A 20582-nucleotide genomic window follows, 5' to 3' on the forward strand; every position below is an offset into this window, starting at 1 on the left:
ACACGCGCCGATCGATCGGGTTTCGCAAGAGCGCAGCGGGGCGAGGCTACTGCCAGTCGTAGTCGATCGCGCCCGTGCGGACGTCGACGCGCACATCGAGGCCCTCACGCCTCATCTCGTCGACCATGGCGTTGCGCAGGCCAGGGTCGTCGACGTACAGGGTGCCGCGCTGGCCGAGGTCGTCCTTGTCGATGCCGGGAGTCGTGCGGATAGCAGCGTTCCAGTACTGGTCGCCGCCGATCGTGTCGTGCCCGTCGCTGGTGAAGTAGGTCTCGCCCGTGTCGACGTTGTAGATCTGCTGGACCATGTGGATCCGGTCATCCTGATCGGCGGCCGGGTAGAAGCCGGCGATCGCCTGACCGGGTGACTCCCAGACCTCCTTGTCGGGGTCGCGCACGTACAGCCCGATCTCGCCGCCGAACGCCGATCCCGCCCCGTAGTTGCCCTTCCACAGTTCGAGCCGGTACTCCTGGCCGTCGTACTCGAATTGGGTGACGCTGTCATCGAGGTCCATGCCGCCCGCGAAGCCGAGCTTGTCGAACGCATCCATGAAGCCGAGGTGGCTCTGGATCGAGGTCTGATTGGTCGTGTAGAAGTCCTGCCCTTTGACGTACTCGAAGCCGAGTCCGGTCGAGATCGCCGCCTCCACGAGCGGCACGCGCATCACGAGATCGGCGAGGTTGCCGACGGCATTCTGCAGGCCGGGCACGAGGCCGGTGAGCGTGCGCGGCAACGGCGCAAGCTGGCTGAAGATGTCGCCACCACCGGCGGTCCCGGTCCCGTGCGCGGAGGTGCCCCCGAACCCGCCATTGGCGCCGACCTGTCCGACCGCGAACCCGGACGGGAGTCCGCCGCCGTCGCGCTGCGACGCGGTCTGCTGCTGATCGGCCTGGCGCACCAGGAGCGAGCCGATCGACCGCAGGCTCTCGGCCGTGCGGCGCAGCGCCGCGCGGTGCGATCCGTTCCAATCGGATCGGAACGACGCGGCGTCCGGCCCGTGCCACGGCGAGCGCGAGAGCTCGCCGTTCAGCTGGGTCTCGGCCGCAGCGAGCGCGTCGGCAGCCTTCCCGAACGTCGACGCGAGCGCCCGCGTCCCCTCGATGTCCATTCCTGCGAACGACATACCACCCCCGGTCGAATCCTCTCCACCCTAGAGGCGCCCCTCGACGCGGACCAATGGGGCGAAATCCCCATCGCAGCACCCGGCGCACTCTATCCGGAGAACCGGCGGGTGACAGACTGGACGACATGGGCAGGACGGCGACGGTCGTCGGCAGCGGACCCAACGGTCTGGCTGCCGCCGTCACGCTCGCCCGCGCGGGCTACGGCGTCCGGGTGCTGGAAGCCGCCGACGGGGTCGGAGGCGCGATCCGCACGGAGGAGCTCACCCTTCCGGGCTTCCGTCACGACATCGGATCGGCCGTGCATCCCGCCGCCCTCACGTCACGGTTCTTCAACGCGTTCGGTCTCCGCGACCGGCTCGAGTGGATCGTTCCCGACGCGTCGTTCGCGCATCCCCTCGACGATGGTCAAGCGGCGATCGCGTGGCGGGATCTCGACCGCACTGCCGACGCCCTCGGGCGCGACGCCGGCTCATGGCGTGCCGTGCTTCGCCCGCTCAGCAGGCGCATGGCGGGGGTGGTCGATTTCACCGGCTCGCAACTGCTGCGGATGCCGCGGCATCCGGTCACCGCGACCCGCTTCGGGCTGCGCGTGCTCCAACTGGGCAGCACCCTCGGCCGCGACACGTTCACCACCCCCGAAGCGGATGCCCTGCTCACGGGCGCCTTCGCGCACGCCAATACCCGGCTGCCGTCGCTCGCGGCAGCCGCGTCGGGGCTGTTCCTGGCCGCGCACGCGCATACCCCGACCGGATGGGCCTACCCCCGCGGAGGAGCCCAGGCGATCGCGGACGCGCTCACCGCCGACCTTCGCGCGCACGGCGGCGTGATCGAGACCAGCATGGACGTCGCCTCGCTCGCAGACCTCGACTACGGCGATCCTGAGGCGGGCGACCTCCTCCTGCTCGACACGTCGCCTCGCCTTCTGCTGACGCACCCCGGCATACCCGCGGGGTATGGGCGCAGCATCCGCTCGTACCGCTACGGCTCGGCGGCCGCCAAAGTCGATTTCGCGCTGGACGGTCCGATTCCGTGGGCGAACGCAGATGTCGCGCGCGCCCCGACCGTGCACCTCGGCGGCACGCGCGCCGAGATCGAGGCGGGCGAGAACGCCGTCGCCGATGGCCGAGTGCCGGATCGCCCGTACGTGCTCGCCGTCCAGCCGTCGGTGCTCGACGACACCCGGGCGCCCGCCGGCAAGGCCGTGCTGTGGGCGTACATCCACGTCCCCCCGGGGTCGACGCTCGACCCGACCGAACTCGTGACACGTCAGGTCGAGCGCTTCGCGCCCGGCTTCCGCGACATCATCCTCGCCAGTTCCGCGATGACGGCGGCCGAGCGGGCCCGGTTCAATCCGGCGTCGATCGGCGGCGACATCCTCGGCGGGGCGTTCTCGGTGGCGCAGTCGATCCGCAGACCCGTGGTCTCGCCGACCCCGTGGCGCACGCCGATGCGGGGCGTCTACCTCGCCTCGGCATCGACCCCTCCCGGCCCGGGAGTGACGGGGATGCCGGGATGGTACGCCGCCCGGCAGGCGCTCGTAGACAATGCCGGCGTGGGAATCGAACTGGCCGATCTGTTCGGGTGATCGGTGAGCCGAGTCACCCCGCGGATCTGCGGGCGTGACCGCCTAAATGCGCGCGCGCCTGTGTGCGCGGCGCGCTGCGGCTGCGATTGCGGGCCGACAGGTCGATGACCGCCACCACGAACGCGATCGCCACGAACAGCCCGACGGCGATCATGCCGAAGCCGTAGGCGTCGTGGAAGACGACCGACTCCGAGCTGGTCCCGCCGTCTTCGCGATAGATCGTCGAGTAGAACAGCGCGAGGGCGACCGCGGTGCCGACGGCGGTGCCGATCCGCTGACCGAGCTGGCCGACCGAGCCGGCGAGCCCGCCCTGCTTTACGGGGATGTCGGCGAGGGTCAGCGTCTGGTTCGGCGCGATCACGAGACCGCCGCCGATGCCACCGATCACCATCACCCCCGCCATGACGTAGGCGGTGAACGCGTCCGGCACATAGAGCGCCGCGAGCATGAGCCCCGCGACGCACACGAGTACGAGCGCGAGTCCCCACACGACGATCGGGCGCCCGAACCGGCTCACGAGGTTTCCGCCGTACCACGACGAGATGGCGCTCGAGAGGGCGAACCCGATCGTGACCATTCCGGCGAACACCGGGGGCAGGCCCAGCCCGCTCTGCAGGTAGAGGGTCGTAAGCAGGAACATCGACGGCAGCGCGGTGAAGTACGCCGACTGGATGATCGTGCCGTTGCGGTATGACGAGATCCCGAAGAGCGCGAACGGGATGAGCGGATTGCGACCGGATGCTGTGTACCGCCGCTCCCACGCGACGAAAGCGCCCGCGAACAGCACGAACACGACCAGCAGCCACCACCGCTGCGGGTTATCGTCGGGCGACCCCGTGGTGAACAGGAACGGCCACATCAGCGCGAGCACCGTGACGGCGAACAGACCTACCCCGACCGGGTCGAGCTCGAGGGGCTTTCGGGATCGGGCACGCGTGGTCGGCAGCACCCAGATCGCCAGGGCGATCGCGATGAGTCCGAGTGGGATGTTCATCCAGAAGATCAAGCGCCACCCGTCGTCGGGGCCGCCGAGGGCGATCAGGAGGCCGCCGAGCGTCGGGCCGAACGCCGTGGCGACGCCGATCGTGGCGCCGAACAAACCGAATGCCCGTCCGCGCTCCTTGCCCTGGAACAGCTGCTGGATGGTGCCCAGCACCTGGGGCATCTGGATGCCGGCGGCGACGCCCTGCACGAGACGGGCGACCAGCAGCACGGTCGTGCTCGGCGCGATCGCGCAGACGAGGCTCGCGAGCGTGAACAGCGAGAGCCCCACCACGAACAGGGTGCGGCGAGAGCGCTGATCGCCGAGGCGCCCCATCGGCACGAGGAACAGCCCGAAGGTCAGGACGTAGCCCGAGACGATCAGCTGGAGCTCGGTCGACTGGGCGCCGAGAGCGGCCTCGATCGAGGGCAATGCGACGTTCACCTTCGACAGGTCGAGGATCGTGATCGCGGCGACCGTGGCACAGACCCAGAACGCCCGCCACCTGCGTGCCGGGCTCAGCTCGAGCGTCAGAGTCGGGGGCTGTGGCGCCGAACCGGCGGTGGACTCGTTCGCATCGGACATTTCTCCAAGGCTACTCGCGGCATCCCGATCCGGCCGATGGTGCGCTCAGGCCTTGACACCGAGGTCGTACCCGATGACGCTGCGCTCCTGATCGATGATGCTGTCGCCGTGGGTGCTGGTGCGCACGGTCAGCTGCGCGGGCAGCTGGTCTTTCATCGCCTCGACGTGGCTGATGACTCCGACTACGCGGCCGCCCTGACGCAGTTCGTCGAGCGTTCGCATCGCGACGTCCAGCGTGTCGGCGTCGAGCGAGCCGAACCCCTCGTCGATGAACAGGGTGTCGAGGCGGATGCCGCCGGCTCGCGCGGTGACGACCTCGGCGAGTCCGAGCGCGAGGGCGAGCGAGGCGAGGAAGGTCTCGCCGCCCGACAGCGACTGCACGGGTCTGGCCTGGCCGGTGAACGCGTCGACGACGTCGATGCCGAGACCGGATGCTGCTCCCCGCGCCGCCTTCGCATCGGTGTGCCGCAGCCGGTAGCGGCCCTGCGTCATCTCGTCCAGGCGCACGTTGGCAGCCGCCACGATCTCCTCCAGCTCGGCGGCGAGCACGAACGTCTCGAGGTTCATCTTCCGCGTGTTGGGGGCGCGCCCGGCGACGGAGTTGGCGAGCCGCTCGATCACCGCCGCCTCGCCGGTGATCTCCGCGATCACGGCGTGGGCGATCTCGGTCGCCTCGACGGCTTCGTCGAGCTGCTGCGCGAGGGTCGCGGCGGCGGCAGCTGACGTGACGGACGCGCGCCAGGTCTCGGATGCTGCGCGCAGCGCCACCTCGGACGCGTCGACGTCGACGGGCTCTTCGGGCAGCATCCGCAGCTCCAGGGCGAGCAGGTTCTGCGTGACGCCCGCACGTTCGGCGTCGTACCCGCGCACCGTCGCGTCGAGCACCGCGCGGTCGCCCGCCGAGCGGAGTGCGCCGGCGATGTCTTCGCGCGCATCGAACCGGGACGCGTCGATCGCCTTCTCGAGTGCGGCCGCCGCCGCCTCCGCGGCTTCGCGACGCGTCTGCACGACACCGAGAGCTGCGACCAGCTCGCGCGCGAGGCGGATGATGCGCTGGGCTGCATCGATCCGTGCGGCGACGCTCTCGTGATCGCCACGGGCGTCGCGGACCGTCTCCTCCGCCTCGGCGATCGACCGATCGATACCGGCGAGCGCGGCGGCCGCCTGCGCCCGCGCGGTCGTGAGGTCTGCGTAGGAGCTCTCGAGCCCCGTCGATTCGGCCTCGAGTGCAGCGCGATCCTCGGCGAGCCGCGCGTGCTCATCGAGGGCTGAAACCGCGGCGGCCAGCTCCGCTTCGGCGGCGGCGACCGCTGCGGCAGCGGCTGCGGGCGCGAGACCACCGGCCTGCGCTGTCGCGGTGGCCACAGCATCCCGTGCGCGCTGCAGTTCATCTGCGGCTGCAGCGTCGGCGGCGACGGCGGCCCGCTTGTGCGCCTCGGCGGTGGCGATGTCGTCGTCGGTGACGGGCTCGCCCGTGCGCGAGGTGGGAGCGGGGTGCTCGCAGGCGCCGCAGACCGGGCACGGATCACCGTCCACGAGGGTCTCGGCCAGTTCGCCCGCGTGGTCGCGGAAGCGCAGGTCTCTGAGGTCGTCGAGCTCGCCCGAGGCGCGGGTGAGCGCGCGACCGGCCGCTGTCGCGGCTGCCTCGGCGAGAGTGAGTGCCGCGCGCCCCTCTTCGGCGATCTCCGCCGCCGCGTGCACGAGCCGTGCAGCGTCGAGGCGGTCCGAGGCGGTCGGCAGCGCGTCGGCGTGCACCCGCGCGGCGGCCAGCGCCGCAGCCGCGGCTTCGAGCAGCGTCGGGAGCTCCGCACGGCGCGACTGGATCGCAGCGAGTTCGTCGTCGGCGACCGCCATGAGCGCGGCCGTGGTCGCGCGATCGCGCGCGAGCCCGCGGAGGCGATCTTCGGCCTCGTGCCCGACCGTCCACGCGCCGACGGCGGCCATCAGTTCGTCGGCGCGGCTCGCGATCGCGGTCTGGTCTTGGACCGTCTCGCCGGCCGCGAGCCACCGGGCCACCGCGTCGGCGTGCGCGGCTTCCGCCTCGCGTACGGCCGCGTCGGTGCGATCAACCGCTGCGATCAACGGCCGGAACGTCTCGGCCTCGTCGGCGGCGGCGAGCGTTGCTCGCGTGGCCGCCAGCTCGGCGGCGCGCCCGTCGAGCCGGGCGAGGGCGCCCCGAGCGTCGTCGCGCGCGATCTGTTCTGTTCGCTGCGCGACGAGGACTGTGTGCGCGGCATCGGCGGCCAGATGCGTCGTGCGCGCGGTGCCCTCCTGCGCGCTGGTGAGCTCGCGTTGATGTGCGGCGCGCAAGCGAGCCTGACGGACGCGGGCGACGCGTTCTTCGAGGTCGAGATCGCCCAGAACCGGCTCATCGGAGTCGGAGCGTGCGAGCCGCTCAGCGTTCTCGAGCTGTGCCAGCAGCGTGCGGTTCTCCAGCGCCAGCCTCTCGAGCGTCGCCTTGCGGCGGCGTTCGAAGCTCTCCTCGTATCCCCCGAATCGCTTCGAGTCGAACAGGGTGCGCAGCAAGGTCTGCCGCTCATCGTTGCGGGCGAGCAGGAACTGCGCGAACCTGCCCTGCGCGAGCAGGATCACCTGGAGGAACTGGTGGTGGTTGAGCCCCAGAATCGGCTGGAGTTCGTTGCCCACGTCGACGGGGCGCGCGGCGCGCCCCACCCACTGCTCGTCGACCCATTCCTCGAGTCGCGCCTCTGCGGCGGTCAGGGTCGTGCCTCGCCCGTTGCGCTTGAGACGCTCATAGGTCGGAACCCGCTCGACTCGCCAGCGCCTGCCGCCACTGGAGAACTCGAGCCTCACCTTGGTGGGCTCGTCGAGCGCCGAGTGGTCGCTGCGGATGCGCTTTTCGCCCTCTCCGTAGCGCGGCACCCCGCCGTACAGCGCGAAGCAGACAGCATCCAGGATGCTGGACTTGCCCGCACCCGTCTTGCCGCCGATGAGGAAGATGCCGTCGCGCGCGAGCGCATCGAAGTCGACCGTCTGCGGGCGCCGGAAAGGCCCGAATCCCTCGATGTCGAGCCGGTGCAGCCTCACGGCTCTGTCTTCTTCACAGGTGAAGCTCCGAGACGCGTTCCTCGGCCACCGCGTCCTGGATCAGGGCGCGCTCCTGGTCGTCGGGCCCCTGCCCGGCGCGGACATGGGAGAGGAACCGGCCGATCAGGTCGGGGTCGCTCGCGACGTCGCGGACACGGTCGGCGTAGCTCGCGCGGTCGCCCTCGGGGGCGCCCTGCGGGTCGAGCTTGATGTTCGCGCACCACGCGAACCGCGACTGGAGCTTGCGCATCGGGTCGATCTGCGGGGTCGGGTCGGTGAGCACCGCGCACACCCAGTCGTCGCGGTGTGCCTCGTGAGCGGGGTCGGTGAGGAGTTCGTCGAGGGTGCCGCGCAGCGACACCAGCCGACGGGGCACGGGCAGCTCGAGCCAGCGCGCCGAGGCGAATCCCCCGGCATCCAGCTCGACCAGCCACGAGCCGCGCGGCTTGCCGGCCTCGCCGAAGCTGTAGTGCAGGGGCGCGCCTGCGTAGCGCACGGTCTCGGCCAGTTGCTGACGCCCGTGGATGTGGCCGAGTGCCATGTAGTCGACACCGTCGAAGACCGACAGCGGGATGACGTCGAGCCCGCCCTGCTGGATGTCGCGCTCGAGCTGCGGCGTCGGCGCGACTCCCGCCGCGAAGCAGTGCGCGATCGCCACGGAGCGCCCGCCGCGGGCCGCGAGGTCGGCGCGGATCAGCCCCATCGCGTGGGTCAGGGTCTGCGCGTGCGCACGCAACTCGACGCCCGGCCACACCGAACGGACCATCGTCGGCTCGAGGTACGGGATCCCGTAGAAGTGCACGGGGCCGTCGGCGTCGCCGATCGTGATCGGCGTGCCGACCGTGGCGGGGTCGGTGACGACGTGGATGCCCTCGCGCAGCAGCGCGGACTGGAAGCCCAGGCGGGCGCTCGAGTCGTGGTTGCCCGAGGTGACGACGACCTGCGCGCCGGCGTCGCGGAGCGCGAGGAGCGCCTCGGTCAGCACCGGGAAGCAGGCCGCCGCGGGGGTGGCGGAATCGAATACATCACCGGCGACCACGACCACGTCGACGTCGTGCGCGCGCACCTGCACGGCGAGCGCCGCGAGCACCCCGCGCAGCGCATCGAGCGTGGCGTGGCCGTGGAACGACCGCCCGATGTGCCAGTCCGAGGTGTGCAGGATGCGCATGCTCACACCGTACGATCCACGCCCGACATCGCCCCTGAGGCGCCCGGGCGGTTCGCCGAGAGCGGATGCTCGGCTGCACGCGACGAGCGCGCAACCCGATCACACCGCGACCGGAGACCCCACCTCGGTGCGCAGCATCCGGAACTCATGTCGACGCAGCAGCCGCAGGACGACGGCGCGGAATCCGCCGAACGCGACGAGCCCCTGCGCGCGGTCCAGCGGCTCGACCGCCGTGATCGGGTACTCGTGCCGGCGGTGCACGATCACCCCGCCGCCCTTGACGATGTTGCGGTACCAGTTCACCTGGTCGCCGTAAGTGAGCTCGGCGACGAACCCGCCGGGCACCTGGGCGAGGATCAGCGGCGTCTCGAACGTTCGGCCGCTCTTGCGGCCGACGTGGCGCACGAGCGAGAACGGCCCACGGCCGGCCCGCGCCGCCCTCAGCGTGAGCGGGTTGAGCGTGTGGTTCAGCGTGTCGAGGAACGCCTTCTTGACGCGGCCCATGTGTCCGAGGGTACGCTCGGCGGGCCCCGGCCGACAGATACGCTCGCACGATGGAAGAGCCGACCCCCGTCACCGCGCCCGAGGGGGTGTCAGCCTCCGTCGCTCCGTTCACGTACGCGGGCGCGACCCTGGTCGCGGAAGAGTTCGGCCACGCGGCGCCGACGTTCCTCCTCATCCACGGCATCGGGATGGGGCGGAGCGTATTCGGCGACCTGGCGGCTCATCTGCGCGGTCACGGGCGCATCATCGCGATCGACCTGCCGGGGTACGGCGCCGCGCCCGAGCCGGCGCGAACGCTCACGGTCGAGCGCACCGCCGACCTGGTGGCCGCGTTCCTGCGGGGGCGCGCGATCGGCCCCGTCGTCGCGGTCGGTCACTCGATGGGGACGCAGGTGGCCGCAGAGCTCGCCGCCCGTCACCCTGAGCTCGTAACCCGGGTCGTGCTGATCGCGCCGACGGTGAACGTCCGCGAACGCCGGGCGTCGCGCCAGCTCCTCCGGCTCGCGCAGGATCTGACGGTCGAGAGCCCTCGCGTGATCGCCATCGGCGCGAAGGAGTACCTGCGCGCCGGTCCGCACCTGGGGCGCAAGCTCCGCGCGATGCTCGTCCACCGGCCGGAGGACGCCTACCCCCGCATCCACGCTCCCGCCCTCGTCCTGCGCGGCGAGCACGACTACGTGTCACCCCGCGACTGGTGCCGTTTCGTCGTCGACCGGATCCCGGACGCCCGACTGGCCGAGATCGAAGGCCACGGTCACGAGACGATGATCCGGGATGCCGGGCCCGCCGCCGCCCGCATCCTCTCGTTCGCGGGGGCGTGAGCGGTCAGCGCTTCCGACCGGCGACCAGGCCCTCGGCGAACGACGCCAGCTGATCAGCGGAGGCCGGGATGCCGGCATCCTCGAACCGCTGCCGCAAGACCTCCGCGATACGCTCGGCGTCTTCACCGCCTACGTCCACCCGCGTCTGAGCGAGGATGCCGTCGATGCGCTCCTGGTCGGTCACGGTATCGAGGTCCATCGCCGGCTCGGTCTGCGCATCGACCGCACCGGCACCCGGCTCGTCGGCGTCCGTGCCCTGCACGACTGCCCCGCCGACACCCGCATCGGGATGCACGGGCTCGGTCGCATCATCCGGGGTCGTCTCATCCGGGGCCGTCTCATCCGGCGGCGTCACGACGCCTCGTCGACGTCGGCGTCGGTGCGGAGGTCGGGATCGGTGCCGCTGGAGAGCGCCGCGCCCTCGACGGACCCGTCTGCCGGCGCATCGGCCGTCGCGTCCGTGCCGTCGGGAGTCAGCGGCGGCAGCCCCGACTCGGTCAGTGACGGCGAATCGATCGCATCCGCGTTCGCGGCGGCCGTCTCACGATCGGCGACCTCTTCGCTCTCCCAGCCCCCGGGCGGATCCGCGTCGATGACTCCCTCGGGAAGATCACGCTCATTGCTCATGGTGCACCTCTCTCATTGCCCCCAGACTGTCTCGCACGCGCCGCCGGCCCAAGGGGTTGACAGAGCCGATGACGGAGGGATGCCTCGGCTATGCGCCGGTCGACGTACCCGGCTGCGTCGTCGAGGGGGCACGGGTCGCCGCATCCCGATCGCGCGCGACCGCACCTCCGAGCAGCTGCCCACCGCTCGTGAGCAGCGCCTTGCGCCACGGCAGCACACCCTCGATCTCGATCTGGATCGCGATGGAGAGGATCGTCCGGATCAGCACGATGAGGCCGAGGATCGCAGCGTCTTCGAGCGAGGGCTTCGAGGTGATCGTGCGGATCAGGTCGGCCGCGACCAGCACCTCGAGGCCGAGCAGGATGCCGGCACCCAGCGTGTTGCGCAGGACCGTGTATGCGGCGCGACCACCCTCACCGCGCCGGAGCGACCGGAAGCCGAGGACGAGCGCGATCACGAAGCCGACGATCATGGCGATCGCGCCGACCATCTCGAAGCCGACCGCGACGCCGACGAAGATCACCTCGATGTCCACGCCGTCAGTGTATGCGGGTGGGCGGGTTCAGTCCGGTGGCGAGTGGGGGCCCGACGGGATCAGTGCGTCTGGCGCTGGTGGAGGATGCCGGCCCGCTCGGGATGCGCGGCGAACCAGTCGGCGACGTACCAGCACACCGGGATGACCTCGCGGTCTCCGCGGGCCTCCAGCTGCGCGACGGCGCGCTCCACGACTTCTCCGGCATAGCCGTGGCCCCGGAAGGTGGGCACCGTGTAGGCACGGGTCATGGCGACCGTGCGGCCGTCGTCGCGATAGTCGAGCACGCTCACGAGATCGTCACCGCGGCGCAGCGCGTAGCGCGAGGCGTCCGGCTCGTTGGTGAAGGTCAGTTCCACACCCTCCAGCGTACGTCCGCTCGCCCGCCCCGGCTCCGTGCGTGGCCCGGTGTCGGAAAAGCGTGGCATTGCCGCCATCCGCCGCCCGACGGCGCCCCCGGGGCGCCCGACTGAGCAAAGTGCAACATTTCGTCATACGGATGCCCCGGCATCCGTGCGATTTGACGCGTGGGGACGCATTCGGTCATAATCAGCTTCATGACTGACAACGCACGCTCTCTGTCCGCCGTGGAGGCGAACGGGACCACCGGCATGATGGCCGGCCGCGTTGTCATGTGTTGTCGAATGTGTCGCTGACACGAGCTCTCACCTACTCGGTGAAACCCTGCCGGATCCGCACGCCGCTTCTGAAGGCGCCAGCCCCTGAAGAGCGACAGCGATCCCCCCAGCTCCGGTCTCCGCGTCGATCACGCGCATCCGGATGACTCGCACCCCGGCCCGACCGCTGACCACCAGCACCGCCGAAACAGCTGCACAGCCGAACCTCTGAGGCCGCACCGCCCGGGTTCCCATCCGCAAGGACCGCACATCATGTCGAACACACTCCTCCTCGATCGTCCCGCCAGTACCACACCGACCCGTCACCTGCAGGCGGTGCCGCCGCTCTCCGAGTCGCGCCGCCCGGCTCCTGAGGTCGCTCCCACGGCGCCCGCCGCGCCGGCGCACAACCTCCCCGCCGGCACGTCGCCTCGCGGATTCGCGCTCTATGTGGGTATCGACGAGCTCAAGGCCGCAGCATCCGGAGTCTCGCTCGGCGTGCTCGTCGATGCCCTGCGCCGCACGATCGCCGAACTCGCTCCGGCTGCCGAGACGTACGCCACCGTCGCCCTCGCCCCGGTCGGCGCGGGTGGACGCGACGTCGACGTGGTGCGCCTGGCGCTGCACGAGCCCTCCGCGGTGGCCCGCACCAAAGAAGAGCCCGAAGACGAGGACCGCGCCGCCGACGGCGTCGTCGTCGACATCTCGCGCAAGCGGGTGCTGATCGACGGCGAATCCGCCGCCTTCACGTTCAAGGAGTTCGAGCTGCTGCAGTACCTCGTGCTGCGCGAGGGCCGCACGATCGAGCGGACCGAGCTCGTGTCGTCGCTGTGGCAGGCGACCGACGACGACGCCCCGGGCGAGCGCACGATCGACGTGCACGTCCGGCGCCTCCGCGCCAAGCTCGGCCGCTACGAAGACATCGTGCGCACCGTGCGCGGCGTCGGCTACCGGTTCGACCGCCACGCGGATGTCGCCATCCGTTACGGCCACGGTGCTCCGTCGCCCGACCGCTTCTGAGTCGTTCCGCACGTTTCTGCGCAACCTCGGAGAACTGCCAAGGTACGGATGCTCTCCCGCGCGGCGCGGCCGCAGAACAGCAGATCTCCGAAGAAGCGCCGTGCCGCGGTGATCGAGTAGCGAGCGCCAGCGAGCTCCCCGTGCGGTGATCGAGTAGCGAGCGCCAGCGAGCGTATCGAGATCCGCCGGACCTGCGTAGTACGTCGGCTCCGATCTCGATACGGCGCTGGCGCGCCTGCTCGATCCCCGCCGGAGCGCGCATCCGCGGGCGCGCTCCTACTCGATCTCCGCCGCGGAGCGCGGCATCGCGGGACGGATGTCGGACGGTTCGGCGTAAGGTGAGCGCGTGGTGGAGCAGGTGATGAGGGTCGCGTACGCGCGCACCCGTCCCGCGCCCGCGACCCGTGACCTGCGGCCCGACCACGGCCGGCCGCTCGAGACGGTGTATCGCCCCCGGCATCTGCTCGATCTCCGCGGAACCGTGCTGTCGCAGCGCCGCGGAGCGGCCGACCCCACGATGACGGTCGACGGGGCCGTGATCTGGCGCGCGAGCCGCACTCCGGAAGGCGTCGCGACGCTCGCGCTCCGCGAGACCGCGCCGGGCGAGATCCGGGGCGCGGCATGGGGCCCGGGGGCGCGGTGGGCGATCACGCAGATGCCCGCGCTGTGCGGGGCGGAGGATGATCCGTCCGAGTTCGACGGGTCGCAGCATCCGCTCATCGCCGACGCGCACCGCCGCAACCCGGGGCTCAGGCTCGGCCGCACCGACCTCGTCTTCGACGCGCTCGTCGGCGCGATCATCGAGCAGAAGGTCACCGGCATGCAGGCCTTCGCGGCCTGGCGACGGATCGTGACGTGGCACGGCGAGCGCGCTCCGGGGCCCACGCCCCGACCGATGTTCGCTCCGCCGAGCATCGACGGCTGGCGGCACGTGCCGTCGTGGGCGTGGCATCGCGCCGGGCTCGAGCCGCCGCAGGCGCGCACGATCGTCGAGTCGGCCCGCCGCGGCGACACGGTCGCGCGCGCCGTCGCCGACGCATCGGACGGAGAGGCACGCGACCGCGTGCTGATCACTCTGCGCGGGGTCGGCCCGTGGACTTCGGCCGAAACGCGCATCCGCGCCCTCGGCGATCCCGATGCGGTGAGCGTCGGCGACTTCCACCTCGCGCACGAGGTCGGGTACGCCCTCACCGGAACCCGCGTCGACGATGACGGGATGCTGCGGCTCCTGGCTCCATGGGCGGGCCAGCGTCAACGAGTGATCCGCCTCATCTATGCGAGCGGCGTGCACGAGCCGCGGCGCGCACCCCGGCTGCACCCCGAAGACCACCGCGACCGCTGAGCGGTCCGGGGGGTACCCCTGCTGCGCAGCGGCGAGCCGCCTGCGAGGATGAGCACATGAACGCACTCATCCGCCCTCGTCAGGATCGCGTCCTCGCCGGCGTCTGCGCTGCCATCGCGAACAGATTCGGCTGGAACACTGCCGTCGTCCGCGTGGCCACGGCGATCGGGGTCGTGTTCTTCGGCGTCTCGGTCCTCGTCTACGTGCTCCTCTGGATTCTCATTCCGCAGGAGCCGCTGGGCTGAGCCGGGCAGGCGTATCGCGGGGGCATGGGGATGCCTTGCGGATGTCGGAGGCCGCGACGACACTGAGTCGTGCCGCGGATGGACGCGGTCCTCACCGACATCCGGGAGCCTCGCATGCCCAGCCTGAACCCCTACATCTCGTTCCAGAACACCGCCCGCGCGGCGATGGAGTTCTATCAGACCGTCTTCGGCGGCGAGCTCGACATCTCCACCTTCGATTCCTTCCCCGAGATGGGTGTCGAGCCCTCTGAGCAGCAGCTCGTGATGCACGCGCAACTCGAGACGCCCGACGGCTTCACTCTCATGGCCGCCGACACGCCCAGCCACATGCCGTATGTCAAACCGGCGGGCATCTCGGTGTCGATCAGCGGCGACGACGAAGCCGCCCTCGAGGGCTGGTGGGACGCCCTGGCCGAGGGCGGCACGGTCGCGATGCCGTTCGAGACCCCGCCGTGGGGCGGCCGCTTCGGCATGCTGACAGACAGATTCGGAATCGATTGGATGCTGGCACTCAACGCCGCACCGCAGTCCTGAGTCCGCTCGGGCGAGGCGGCCGGGCCGACCGCCTCGCCGGCTGCGCCGTAGGATGAGCGCATGAGCGACGATCGCACCGGATTTCCTCGCGGCCGGATCGGGTGGATTCTCGGCACGGTGCTGCTGCTGGCTCTGGGCGCGCTGTTCGGCCTGATCTGGGGCAGCCTCTGGCTGGGGCTCGTGCTCGGCGGGGTGATCGGCATCGGCTGGCTCATCGCCTACGAATCGTGGCGCGGCCGCACTGTCGGCCTCGATGACCCCGACGACAACGGGGCACAGCTGTAGCCCGAGCCGACGTCGACCCGCGGGGCCGCCGAAGAAGCAGGGGATGAACGGATGCCTCGGCCGAGGCATCCGTCACTCACATCTCTTCGTGGGTGTCGGGGTCGCCATCCCAAAGCCGGCCGCGCTCGAGCACCGAGATGTCGCCGAGATCGGAGTGGTCGAGCGCGAAGCCGAACACGTCGGCGTTCTCGCGCTGTCGCTCGGGGTCGGCTGACTTGGGGATCGGCGTCGAATCGAGTTGCACGTGCCAGCGGAGGACGACCTGCGTGGGAGTGACGCCGTGCTTCTCCGCGAGGCTGTCGATGACCGGCTCACCCAGCAGCTCGCTGCGGCGAGCGAGGGGACTCCAGCTCTCGGTGCGGATGCCGTGCGTCCGGTGGAACGCGCGCAGCGCCGTCTGGGGGAAATACGGGTGCAGCTCGACCTGGTTCACGGCGGGCACCACCCCGGTCTCGTCGATCAGACGGGTGAGCATCTCGGGCGTGAAGTTCGAGACGCCGACCGACCTCACGGCGCCGCGATCGCGCAGCTCGATCATCGCCCGGTAGGTGTCGACGTACTTGTCGATACTCGGGTTGGGCCAGTGGATCAGGTACAGGTCGATGCGGTCCAGGCCCAGACGCTGAAGGGATGCCTCGGCACTGGCGAGCGCCTGGTCGTACCCGTGATCGCGACCGGGGACCTTGGTCGTCACGATCAGCTCATCGCGGTCGAGGCCCGAGCGGCGGACGGCCTCGCCGACCTCCGCCTCGTTCTCGTAGTTGACGGCGGAATCGAGCAGCCGGTAGCCCGACTCGATCGCCGAGACGATCGCGCCGATGCCCTCCTCTCCGCGGAGCTTGTACGTGCCGAGGCCGAGCTCGGGAAACGCGGTGCCGTCGTTGAGTGTCACGGTGGGGATGGCCATGCCGCCATCCTTCCACTGCAACGTTGCTACGTCTCGAGGAGGCCGCGGATGTCGTCGGCCGACAGCGCCTCGCTGAAGAACGCGCCGTCGTCGAGCACGGCAGACACGAGCGCCGCCTTCTTGTCCTTGAGCGCCATCACCTTCTGCTCGATCGTGCCCTCGGCCACGAGCCGGTAGACCATCACCTGCTTGTCCTGACCGATGCGGTGCGTGCGGTCGACGGCCTGGGCTTCGCTGGCCGGGTTCCACCAGGGGTCGAGCAGGAACACGTAATCGGCCTCGGTGAGGTTCAGCCCGAATCCGCCGGCCTTCAGGCTGATGAGGAACACCGGCGCATCGCCGCGCCGGAAGCCGTCGATCACCTCACCGCGTCGGCGGGTCGCGCCGTCGAGATACGAATACGGGATGCCGGCAGCATCCAGTCGCGCCGCTGCGCGTTCCAGGAACGACGTGAACTGGCTGAACACGAGCGCCTGGTGGTCCTCGCCGACCACGTCTTCGAGCTGCTCGAGCAGGGCGTCGAGCTTGGCCGACGGCACGTTCGCGTAGCCGACCGGATCGATGAGCGCGGCATCCAGACTCAGCATCCGCAGCAGCGTGAGCGAGCGGAACACGATGAACCTGTTGCGGTCGAGGTCATCGACCAGCCCCAGGATCTTCTGCCGCTCGCGCTGGAGGTGGGTGTCGTAGATGCGGCGGTGCCGAGGGTCGAGCGGGATCTCGAGCACCTGCTCCTGCTTGGGCGGCAGCTCGGGCGCGACCGCCTCCTTCGTGCGGCGCAGCAGGAACGGCCGCACCCGGCGACGCAACCGCGCGAGCCGCTCGGGATCGTGACCTACCTCGATCGGGCGGCGGTACTTCTCCGCGAACTCGCGCGCCGACGGGAAGAGGCCCGGCGCGACGATCTGGAACAGCGCCCACAGCTCCGTGAGGTTGTTCTCGATCGGGGTGCCGGTGACCGCGAGGCGGAACGGTGCACGGATGCCGCGCGCGGCCTCGTGCACTTTGGATGCCGGATTCTTGGCGAACTGCGCTTCGTCGAGCACGAGCCCGGCCCAGTCGTTGCCGGCGAACTCGTCGGCGTCCAGACGCAGGATCGCATAGGTCGTGAGAACGATGTCGGCGGTGGCCGCAGCATCCGACAGCGCTTTTCCGCTCTTGGCGCGCGTCTCGGTGATCTCGGCGACCCGGAGCCCCGGAGTGAATCGGGATGCTTCGCGCGTCCAGTTCGAGACGACCGAGGTGGGAGCGACCACCAGGAAAGGTGCGCGCGCCTTCGTCTCCCGCGTCTTCGTCGCGTGCGCGATGAGGGCCAGGGTCTGCGCGGTCTTACCCAGGCCCATGTCGTCGGCGAGGATGCCGCCGAGCCCGTGGGCGTGGAGGAATGCGAGCCAGTGGAAGCCGTCGAGCTGATACGGCCGCAGTTCGCCGGTGAAACCCGCCGGCACGGGCACCGGCGGGGTCGCGGCGAGGTCGCGGAGTCCATCGACGGTCGCCCGCCAGGCAACGGCGGCCTCGCTCTGATCGGCGAGATCCTCGAATTCGGCGTAGAGGGCGGTCTGGTAGCGGCTGATGCGCAGCCCGGTCTCCCACTCTTCGAGGGTTCCGGCCTCGTCGATGAGCTCGCGCAGCGGGGCGAAGACGGGCTGATTCAGCGACAGGTAGGTCTGATCGACGAGCAGGAGCTTGGTGGCTCCGCGCGAGAGCGCGCGGAACAACGGGCCGAAGGGCACGGTCTTGCCCTCGACCTTGACGATCACGCCGAGGTCGAACCAGTCGGTGGACTCGGTCTCGACCGCCGAGACGGTGAGCTCGGGCGCCTCGACGATCTCGCGGTAGTCGGGCTTCGCGCCGACCACGTCGACCCGCACCCGCTCGACTCCCTCGATCCCGGGCAGCACGCGCGCGGTGAACTCGGCCGACTCGAGGCCGCGCAGCACCGTCGCGGCCCGGAGTTCTCCTGCTCCGAGCGCGGGGGCTCCGGCGGGGTCGCCCCGCAGGATCTCCGTGACGGCGGCCACGGGTGCACGCTCGGCGACCGGATCGAGGAAGGCGCTGTCGGGAACGGTCAGCGGCATCCGCCGCCGGTCCGACAGCTCCCACTCCCAGCCCAGTCGCAGCACGTTTCCCGGCTCGAAGCGCGCGGTGAGCACGAGGGTCGCGGGCGGGAGCGGCGGGGGCGTGAAGCTGTCGTCGGCGCTGGTCACGCGCACCGATCGGGCGAGCGTCGCGAAGTGCTCGTCGAGGAACTCCGGCAGTTCGTCGGCTGCGACGCGCACCGGGTCGGGGCGCGCGATGATGCCCCGCTGGGCGCGTGTCGCGGGTCGCTCCAGCCGCGCAAGGCGGATAGACGGGCTCCCTTCGGAGACACCGAACTCGTACCCGTAGACGCCGTGCGAGCCGATCAGCCCCGCCTGCGCGGCGTCGTACGACACGTCGCCGATCACGACGCGCGGCGCGAGTTCGAGGCCGCCCTCCGACGCCCGGGCGTCGAACCCGATCGTCGCGGTCGCCGCGACCTCGACGGATGACGAGGCCCCGGACGACCCCGACGCAACTAATGGGATGCCGAGGGCCTGCGCCTCGTCGAGGAGGGCCCACAGCAGCGTCGACTCGAAGCCGTCGAGGGTCATCCACTCCGAGCCGTAGTCGACGATGCCGCCGAGCGAGGTGCTGCGCAGCGTGCCGAACTGTGCGAACCATCGCGCGTGCGCCGGGTCGAACCCGCCGCCGGCGCCCTGATAGCCGACGTTCTGCCACGTCAGCTCGCCCTTGATCCATCCGCCTCGGGCGCCCCGCGTCACCGGGCGCACGCCGAGGCCGTGGACGGATGCTGCATCCTTCGCCAGTTCGTCACGCACCGCTCGACCTGTACGGGCGCCCGCCGGCCGGCCGCCGCGTGGCCGGCCCCCGGAGCGGAGCGCGAACTGCAGCGCCAGTGTGCGGCGCGGGGTCGCAGCATCCGACACGATCGGCTCGAACGTCGAGACCAGGCCACGCCACCCGGTCGGCGTCGCGGCGAGCGACGACGACGCCTCGTAGGCGCGGTGGCGCGAGTTCGACTCGAGCAGCATCGCGACGACGTGCTTGCAATTGATCGCGAGGGGGCATGTGCAGGTCGCGCTGCGCACCATGACCCGCGCGGTGGCGGCCCCCGAGAGCAGCGCGACCACGCGATACGGACGCGGATCGGTGCCTTGGACCTCGGCCGACAGCCGCTGCGCGGCCGGCTGCCACTCCAGCTTGGCGACGCGCCCGTTCGCCGCGTACGTGCGACCGCGGCTGTACGACAGCGGCCCGACCAGTCGCGCGATCATCAGCTCCTCGACGAACGGGAGCGGGGCGACGGACATCCTTCCATCGTCCCACGCCCCGCGGGGGCAATTCGCGGCGCGGCCGCGGCCGCGCCGTCCCTCTGCGGAGGTCGAGTAGGCGCGCCAGCGCCATCCCGCTGCGGAGGTCGAGTAGGCGCGCCAGCGCCTCGCCCTGCGGAGGTCGAGTAGGCGCGCCAGCGCCGTATCGAGACCCGCGACGCACTACGCGGGTCCGAGGGATCTCGATACGCTCGCTGGCGCTCGCTACTCGATCACCGGGGGGGGGCGCTCACTACTCGATCACCGCGGCGGGGCGGCTCGACACCGCGCGGCGGCGGCAGTTCTCACCCGTCGTAGACTGCGCCGTATGACGCCCGGCGCCCCCGCCCTCACTCGCGGGTCGCGCGTGCAGCAGGCGACCTGGTGGGCGGCCGACTACGCCTACGCCGCGTGGCGTCAGCTCGCCATCCTCGCCCCGCCGTGGGGAACGGGCGGTCGCCGCCGCACGCCGAGCTCGTGGGCGGAGGGCTCGGCGGAGTTGCCCGAGGTGGTGCTCCTGCCGGGCGTATACGAGCACTGGACGTTCCTGCGCCCCCTGGCGGACGACCTCAACGCGGCCGGCCATCGCATCTGCGTGGTGCACGGCATGGGGGCGAACACCCGCGGCATCGTCGAGACCGCCGACCGGCTCGCTCGCGCCCTCGCCCGCACTCCCCCGCCTGCGGCGGGGCGGGTGCTCGTCGCCCACAGCAAGGGCGGCCTGATCGGCAAGCACCTGCTCATCGCCTCGGGCGCCGCGCAGGCGGCCGTGCGCGAGGCCGCCGCCGGAGGCGATCCCGCCGAGGCTGCCGCGAGTGCGCCGGCTCCAGCATCCCCCGATCAGCCGGAGGGACCGCCGCTCGGAGTGATCGGGATGGTCGCGGTCTGCACGCCGTTCGGAGGCTCGCCGCTGGCGGGACTCATGTGGGTTCCCAGCATCCGTGCGTTTCTCCCGTCCGACGAGACGATCGTCAGCCTCGGCCGCGACACGTCGGTGAACGGGCGGATCGTGTCTGTGTTCGGCCGGTTCGACCCGCATATCCCCGGCGGCAGCGTGCTGGACGGCGCCACGAACATCCTGGTGTCGGGCGCGGGGCACTTCCGCGTGCTCGGGCTGCCCGAGACCTACCGCGCCGTGCGCGACGGGATCGCGCTGCTCGCCGCCCCCAGCTGATCGACAGTCCGGCCGATCCCCACCATCGCCGGGTGCCGGCGACCCGTGTCCGCCAGATCGTCGTCGCGGCGGCGCATGTCCGCCAGCTGGCGGACACGGACGCCCGACCCACCGGCGACGGCGAACCCC

19 protein-coding genes are annotated in these 20582 nt (G+C 71.1%); 8 read left to right on the forward strand and 11 right to left on the reverse strand.

The features are described from left to right. Positions 1-46: 46 nt before the first annotated feature. Positions 47-1123, reverse strand: coding sequence for a DUF4474 domain-containing protein (locus ACFE6Z_RS09995; protein ID WP_375385041.1), 1077 nt, complete (start codon positions 1121-1123; stop codon positions 47-49). 125 nt (positions 1124-1248) lie between these two features. On the opposite strand from ACFE6Z_RS09995, the gene ACFE6Z_RS10000 reads away from it, so the two are divergent. Continuing rightward, positions 1249-2709: a phytoene desaturase family protein gene (locus ACFE6Z_RS10000; RefSeq protein ID WP_375385042.1), complete on the forward strand. Its 1461-nt coding sequence runs from the start codon at positions 1249-1251 to the stop codon at positions 2707-2709. 13 nt (positions 2710-2722) lie between these two features. On the opposite strand, the gene ACFE6Z_RS10005 is transcribed toward ACFE6Z_RS10000, so the two are convergent. The 4 genes from ACFE6Z_RS10005 to ACFE6Z_RS10020 all read right to left on the reverse strand — a co-directional run bounded on the left by ACFE6Z_RS10005 (position 2723) and on the right by ACFE6Z_RS10020 (position 8996). Then, positions 2723-4276, reverse strand: a complete 1554-nt coding sequence (locus tag ACFE6Z_RS10005) for an MFS transporter (RefSeq protein WP_375385043.1) — start codon at positions 4274-4276, stop codon at positions 2723-2725. A gap of 45 nt (positions 4277-4321) precedes the next feature. Continuing rightward, a complete protein-coding gene (locus ACFE6Z_RS10010) occupies positions 4322-7324 on the reverse strand; it encodes an AAA family ATPase (protein ID WP_375385044.1) in 3003 nt (1000 codons plus the stop codon). Positions 7325-7337: 13 nt separating this feature from the next. Continuing rightward, positions 7338-8492: an exonuclease SbcCD subunit D gene (locus ACFE6Z_RS10015; protein ID WP_375385045.1), complete on the reverse strand. Its 1155-nt coding sequence runs from the start codon at positions 8490-8492 to the stop codon at positions 7338-7340. A 99-nt stretch (positions 8493-8591) separates the two neighbouring features. After that, on the reverse strand, positions 8592-8996 hold the full coding sequence (locus ACFE6Z_RS10020; protein WP_375385046.1) for a nitroreductase family deazaflavin-dependent oxidoreductase: 405 nt from the start codon (positions 8994-8996) through the stop codon (positions 8592-8594). Positions 8997-9046: 50 nt separating this feature from the next. On the opposite strand from ACFE6Z_RS10020, the gene ACFE6Z_RS10025 reads away from it, so the two are divergent. Next, the gene (locus ACFE6Z_RS10025) at positions 9047-9817 is read left to right on the forward strand and encodes an alpha/beta fold hydrolase (RefSeq protein WP_375385047.1); all 771 of its coding nucleotides are present in this window, start codon (positions 9047-9049) and stop codon (positions 9815-9817) included. A 4-nt stretch (positions 9818-9821) separates the two neighbouring features. Here the strand turns inward: ACFE6Z_RS10025 and ACFE6Z_RS10030 are convergent, their stop codons facing one another. The 4 genes from ACFE6Z_RS10030 to ACFE6Z_RS10045 all read right to left on the reverse strand — a co-directional run bounded on the left by ACFE6Z_RS10030 (position 9822) and on the right by ACFE6Z_RS10045 (position 11335). Further along, positions 9822-10172 carry a hypothetical protein gene (locus tag ACFE6Z_RS10030; RefSeq protein ID WP_375385048.1) on the reverse strand — a complete coding sequence of 117 codons (351 nt, stop codon included), beginning with the start codon at positions 10170-10172 and terminating at the stop codon, positions 9822-9824. After that, entirely contained in the window at positions 10169-10444 is a 276-nt protein-coding gene (locus ACFE6Z_RS10035) for a hypothetical protein (protein ID WP_375385049.1), read from the reverse strand. Before ACFE6Z_RS10035 ends, ACFE6Z_RS10030 begins: the two co-directional genes overlap by 4 nt. Positions 10445-10532: 88 nt before the next feature. Then, on the reverse strand, positions 10533-10979 hold the full coding sequence (locus ACFE6Z_RS10040) for a DUF1622 domain-containing protein (RefSeq protein ID WP_375385050.1): 447 nt from the start codon (positions 10977-10979) through the stop codon (positions 10533-10535). A gap of 59 nt (positions 10980-11038) precedes the next feature. Further along, a complete protein-coding gene (locus ACFE6Z_RS10045) occupies positions 11039-11335 on the reverse strand; it encodes a GNAT family N-acetyltransferase (RefSeq protein ID WP_375385051.1) in 297 nt (98 codons plus the stop codon). Positions 11336-11866: 531 nt separating this feature from the next. On the opposite strand from ACFE6Z_RS10045, the gene ACFE6Z_RS10050 reads away from it, so the two are divergent. The 5 genes from ACFE6Z_RS10050 to ACFE6Z_RS10070 all read left to right on the forward strand — a co-directional run bounded on the left by ACFE6Z_RS10050 (position 11867) and on the right by ACFE6Z_RS10070 (position 15019). Beyond that, on the forward strand, positions 11867-12613 hold the full coding sequence (locus ACFE6Z_RS10050) for a winged helix-turn-helix domain-containing protein (protein ID WP_375385052.1): 747 nt from the start codon (positions 11867-11869) through the stop codon (positions 12611-12613). A gap of 361 nt (positions 12614-12974) precedes the next feature. After that, complete coding sequence (locus tag ACFE6Z_RS10055) at positions 12975-13955, forward strand: DNA-3-methyladenine glycosylase family protein (RefSeq protein WP_375385353.1); 981 nt, start codon at positions 12975-12977, stop codon at positions 13953-13955. Between the two features lie 56 nt (positions 13956-14011). Further along, positions 14012-14200 carry a PspC domain-containing protein gene (locus ACFE6Z_RS10060; protein WP_375385053.1) on the forward strand — a complete coding sequence of 63 codons (189 nt, stop codon included), beginning with the start codon at positions 14012-14014 and terminating at the stop codon, positions 14198-14200. Between the two features lie 114 nt (positions 14201-14314). After that, positions 14315-14734, forward strand: a complete 420-nt coding sequence (locus tag ACFE6Z_RS10065; RefSeq protein ID WP_375385054.1) for a VOC family protein — start codon at positions 14315-14317, stop codon at positions 14732-14734. 60 nt (positions 14735-14794) lie between these two features. Beyond that, positions 14795-15019, forward strand: a complete 225-nt coding sequence (locus tag ACFE6Z_RS10070) for a hypothetical protein (protein WP_375385055.1) — start codon at positions 14795-14797, stop codon at positions 15017-15019. Between the two features lie 76 nt (positions 15020-15095). Here ACFE6Z_RS10070 and ACFE6Z_RS10075 read toward each other — a convergent pair whose 3' ends face one another. Beyond that, positions 15096-15926, reverse strand: a complete 831-nt coding sequence (locus tag ACFE6Z_RS10075; RefSeq protein WP_375385056.1) for an aldo/keto reductase — start codon at positions 15924-15926, stop codon at positions 15096-15098. Positions 15927-15952: 26 nt separating this feature from the next. Continuing rightward, entirely contained in the window at positions 15953-19279 is a 3327-nt protein-coding gene (locus tag ACFE6Z_RS10080; protein ID WP_375385057.1) for an SNF2-related protein, read from the reverse strand. A gap of 328 nt (positions 19280-19607) precedes the next feature. On the opposite strand from ACFE6Z_RS10080, the gene ACFE6Z_RS10085 reads away from it, so the two are divergent. Continuing rightward, on the forward strand, positions 19608-20453 hold the full coding sequence (locus tag ACFE6Z_RS10085) for an esterase/lipase family protein (RefSeq protein ID WP_375385058.1): 846 nt from the start codon (positions 19608-19610) through the stop codon (positions 20451-20453). Positions 20454-20582: the final 129 nt, after the last annotated feature.

This window comes from uncultured Microbacterium sp. (assembly GCF_964244775.1).
Taxonomy (GTDB): domain Bacteria; phylum Actinomycetota; class Actinomycetes; order Actinomycetales; family Microbacteriaceae; genus Microbacterium.

Bases quoted from the DNA above. Each gene is read 5' to 3' on its own strand.
- ACFE6Z_RS10080 (WP_375385057.1), bottom strand. From the start codon at position 19,279: ATGTCCGTCGCCCCGCTCCCGTTCGTCGAGGAGCTGATGATCGCGCGA.
- ACFE6Z_RS10070 (WP_375385055.1), top strand. From the start codon at position 14,795: ATGAGCGACGATCGCACCGGATTTCCTCGCGGCCGGATCGGGTGGATT.
- ACFE6Z_RS10000 (WP_375385042.1), top strand. From the start codon at position 1,249: ATGGGCAGGACGGCGACGGTCGTCGGCAGCGGACCCAACGGTCTGGCT.
- ACFE6Z_RS10055 (WP_375385353.1), top strand. From the start codon at position 12,975: ATGAGGGTCGCGTACGCGCGCACCCGTCCCGCGCCCGCGACCCGTGAC.
- ACFE6Z_RS10035 (WP_375385049.1), bottom strand. From the start codon at position 10,444: ATGAGCAATGAGCGTGATCTTCCCGAGGGAGTCATCGACGCGGATCCG.
- ACFE6Z_RS10085 (WP_375385058.1), top strand. From the start codon at position 19,608: ATGACGCCCGGCGCCCCCGCCCTCACTCGCGGGTCGCGCGTGCAGCAG.
- ACFE6Z_RS10015 (WP_375385045.1), bottom strand. From the start codon at position 8,492: ATGCGCATCCTGCACACCTCGGACTGGCACATCGGGCGGTCGTTCCAC.
- ACFE6Z_RS10050 (WP_375385052.1), top strand. From the start codon at position 11,867: ATGTCGAACACACTCCTCCTCGATCGTCCCGCCAGTACCACACCGACC.
- ACFE6Z_RS09995 (WP_375385041.1), bottom strand. From the start codon at position 1,123: ATGTCGTTCGCAGGAATGGACATCGAGGGGACGCGGGCGCTCGCGTCG.
- ACFE6Z_RS10065 (WP_375385054.1), top strand. From the start codon at position 14,315: ATGCCCAGCCTGAACCCCTACATCTCGTTCCAGAACACCGCCCGCGCG.
- ACFE6Z_RS10060 (WP_375385053.1), top strand. From the start codon at position 14,012: ATGAACGCACTCATCCGCCCTCGTCAGGATCGCGTCCTCGCCGGCGTC.
- ACFE6Z_RS10005 (WP_375385043.1), bottom strand. From the start codon at position 4,276: ATGTCCGATGCGAACGAGTCCACCGCCGGTTCGGCGCCACAGCCCCCG.
- ACFE6Z_RS10020 (WP_375385046.1), bottom strand. From the start codon at position 8,996: ATGGGCCGCGTCAAGAAGGCGTTCCTCGACACGCTGAACCACACGCTC.
- ACFE6Z_RS10025 (WP_375385047.1), top strand. From the start codon at position 9,047: ATGGAAGAGCCGACCCCCGTCACCGCGCCCGAGGGGGTGTCAGCCTCC.
- ACFE6Z_RS10075 (WP_375385056.1), bottom strand. From the start codon at position 15,926: ATGGCCATCCCCACCGTGACACTCAACGACGGCACCGCGTTTCCCGAG.